Source organism: Xenorhabdus bovienii (genome assembly GCF_024721015.1).
GTDB classification, from domain to species: Bacteria; Pseudomonadota; Gammaproteobacteria; order Enterobacterales; family Enterobacteriaceae; genus Xenorhabdus; species Xenorhabdus bovienii.
The window spans coordinates 1-2,874 of the sequence record NZ_JANAIF010000157.1 but is presented as its reverse complement, the minus strand read 5'-3'; the positions used below and the strand labels follow the sequence as shown (position 1 = coordinate 2,874).

Below are 2,874 nucleotides of genomic sequence, written 5' to 3'. Positions count from 1 at the left end.
GCCGCGATGTTCGTCCATAAGCACAAGGGAACGATTGGTGCCATCCGCCGGGTAGTCGAGCCGTTCGGTTACTTAATCCGCGTGATTGAATGGTGGCAAAACCACGACCCGCCCGGCACCTTCCGGCTGGATATCGGCGTGATGGACACCGGCATCACGGAAGCGACCTATTTTGAGCTGGAACGGCTGATTTTTGATGCCAAACCCGCTTCACGTCATCTGATTGGCATGTCCATTCAGTTGGAAACGGGCGGGGCGGCCTATTGCGCCGCAGCCAGCTATGACGGCGATATCTTAACCGTTTATCCCTATGTTCCTGAATTAATCACTGTCACCGGCTCTGATGTCGTCGGTGTCGGTGTGCATGTTATTGATGAAATGAGGATTAAATCATGAGTACGAAATACTTTGCCCTGCTCACCCGACTGGGGGCGGACAAACTGGCAAATGCTGCCGCACTGGGAACAAAAATAGAAATTACCCATATGGCCGTGGGGGATGGCGGCGGCAGTCTGCCTACACCCCATACGACACAAGCCCAACTCATTAACGAACGTCGCCGCGCGGCGATTAATGTTCTGAGCATTGACCCTAAAAACACCCACCAGATTATTGCCGAGCAGGTGATACCGGAAAGCGAGGGCGGTTGGTGGATACGGGAAATCGGCCTGTTTGATAAAGACGGTATTTTGATTGCGGTCGGCAACTGCGCCGAAACCTACAAACCGCAGTTACAGGAAGGCTCCGGCCGTACGCAGACCCTTCGCATGGTACTGATTGTCAGCAGCACCGACGCGGTGACACTGAAAATTGATCCGGCTGTGGTGCTGGCCACCCGAGAGTATGTGGATTCACGGATCACAAACTCCATTAAAGACCATGAGAACAGTCGCCGCCATCCTGACGCCACGCTGAAGGATAAAGGGTTTGTGATCTTAAGCAGTGCAGTAGACAGTCACAGTGAAACTCAAGCCGCTACCCCGAAAGCGGTTAAGGTGGCGTATGACCTGGCTAATGCCGCAAGGGATAATGCTAATGGCCGTGTGCCGGCGACACGCAAGGTCAACGGGAAAGCACTGTCTTCTGATATTTCGTTGGGTGCGGGGGATGTCGGGGCATATACCCCAGGGGAAGTGGATTTCCGCGTCAATGAGGCTAAATCACTGGCGAATACCGCAAACCAAAATGCAGGCAATGCTAATAACAATGCTAACGCCCGCCTCGAAAAATCGAAGAACGGTGCAGACATCCTTGACAAAAAACTATTTGTAGAAAACCTCGGTTTAACGGGAACGGTAGATCTAGCGAAAAATGCCGCGCCGCGTGATTGGGTCGCCGGGGGTTTTGCCCGGGGCAATATCGCGGAGGCGGTAGTCACGGGGTTATTCCCCCGGGTGATATTACAAAATAGCGGGGGTGACCGTTTTGCACTGGAGGCGGAATTTAATAAGGCATCGAGTAACCTCTATATCTATCATCGAAATGCCCATTCTGAGCGTAACAATTACGTCCTTTCATTCCCTAAAAAATCAGGCACGTTATCGACCCTTGACGATTTAGCGTCATATGCACCGCGTGATTGGATCACTGGGGGTTTTGCCCGGGGCAATATCGCGGAAGCGGTAGTCACGGGGTTATTCCCCCGGGTGATATTACAAAATAGCGGGGGTGACCGTTTTGCACTGGAGGCGGAATTTAATAATGGATCGGATGACCTCTATATCTATCGGCGAAATGCGGGTTCTGAGCAAAACAATTACGTTATTTCATTTCCCAAAAAATCAGGCACGTTATCGACCCTTGACGATTTAGCCCCCTATGTGACGCAGGATGAATTGAATTCACAGCGGAATACGGCATTGCGAGATCTGCGGGGTTGGTGGAAATGCGGCAACACCGGGATTATTTACCAGTGGGGATATACAGAACGAAAATTGGGGGAATCGCGGGAATGGGTGGAGTTTCCGACATTGTTCCCGAACGACTGTTTTGGCGGTGTTGCGACACCCAATATGGATGGCCCTATCAAAGGGGCAATGTCGGCCTATTTTGGCGGCAGTACACGTTCGGGGACTTGGGTGACCATTGATCATGTGTCTGACGTTCCAGACAATTTCAACGTTAAGCTCTTTTATTTTGCGATGGGGTGTTAATCATGTATCACTACTCTCCGAGAGAGAATCTGTTTTACGCCACTGAGTTACAGCAGGATTATATCAATGCGGGCACATGGCCGTCTGATGGGTTTGCGGTGAATGAGGCGATTTATCGTGAGTATCGTAACCCACCGACAGGGAAGCGGCGTATCGCGGGGCCTGACGGTCTGCCTGCGTGGGGCGATATTCCACCGCCCACGCCGGAGGAATTACAGCAACGGGCAGAGCGGAAAAAACAATACCTGATGTCACAGGCATCAAACGCTATCGCACCGTTACAGGACGCTGTAGACCTAAAAATGGCAATAGATAGTGAGCGAGAATCACTGACAGGGTGGAAAAAATACCGGGTACTATTGAATCGTGTAGACTGTTCAGCAGCACCTAAAATTGACTGGCCTAAAGCGCCAGAATAGCAATCAGGGGCTGAACGCCCCTTATCTTAATGCTGCTTTTGCCAGACCCAGCAAATCATCGGCCGTGACAACGCTCAATCCCTCTCTGATATCTTCACTTACCCGCTTCAATGACACCGTGAATTCAATTCGTCTGGCCTTGCCGTCAGCGAAAAATTCTGTACGGCTTTCGGTCAGGCTGTCAATGACAAACATGCCGTAGATCATGCCTGTACCCTCAATCAGCGGCCACGGTTTGGCAGAAAACGCCATTGTCCTCAGTACCTCCAGCGAAATATCACCGCCCGTCACCTCGGGATACA

At 51.5% G+C, this 2,874-nt stretch carries 4 protein-coding genes; 3 read left to right on the top strand and 1 reads right to left on the bottom strand.

The features are described from left to right. The 3 genes from NXS07_RS19310 to NXS07_RS19300 all read left to right on the top strand — a co-directional run. Positions 1-396, top strand: a 396-nt coding sequence (locus NXS07_RS19310) for a phage tail protein I (RefSeq protein ID WP_258087438.1), incomplete at its 5' end; no start/stop codon positions are given. Beyond that, a complete protein-coding gene (locus tag NXS07_RS19305; RefSeq protein ID WP_258087437.1) occupies positions 393-2,153 on the top strand; it encodes a phage tail protein in 1,761 nt (586 codons plus the stop codon). The genes NXS07_RS19310 and NXS07_RS19305, both read left to right, overlap by 4 nt. Positions 2,154-2,155: 2 nt before the next feature. Continuing rightward, complete coding sequence (locus NXS07_RS19300) at positions 2,156-2,572, top strand: tail fiber assembly protein (protein WP_258087436.1); 417 nt, start codon at positions 2,156-2,158, stop codon at positions 2,570-2,572. Positions 2,573-2,593: 21 nt separating this feature from the next. Here the strand turns inward: NXS07_RS19300 and NXS07_RS19295 are convergent. Continuing rightward, on the bottom strand, positions 2,594-2,874 hold a 281-nt coding region (locus tag NXS07_RS19295), incomplete at its 5' end, for a phage tail protein (protein WP_258087435.1).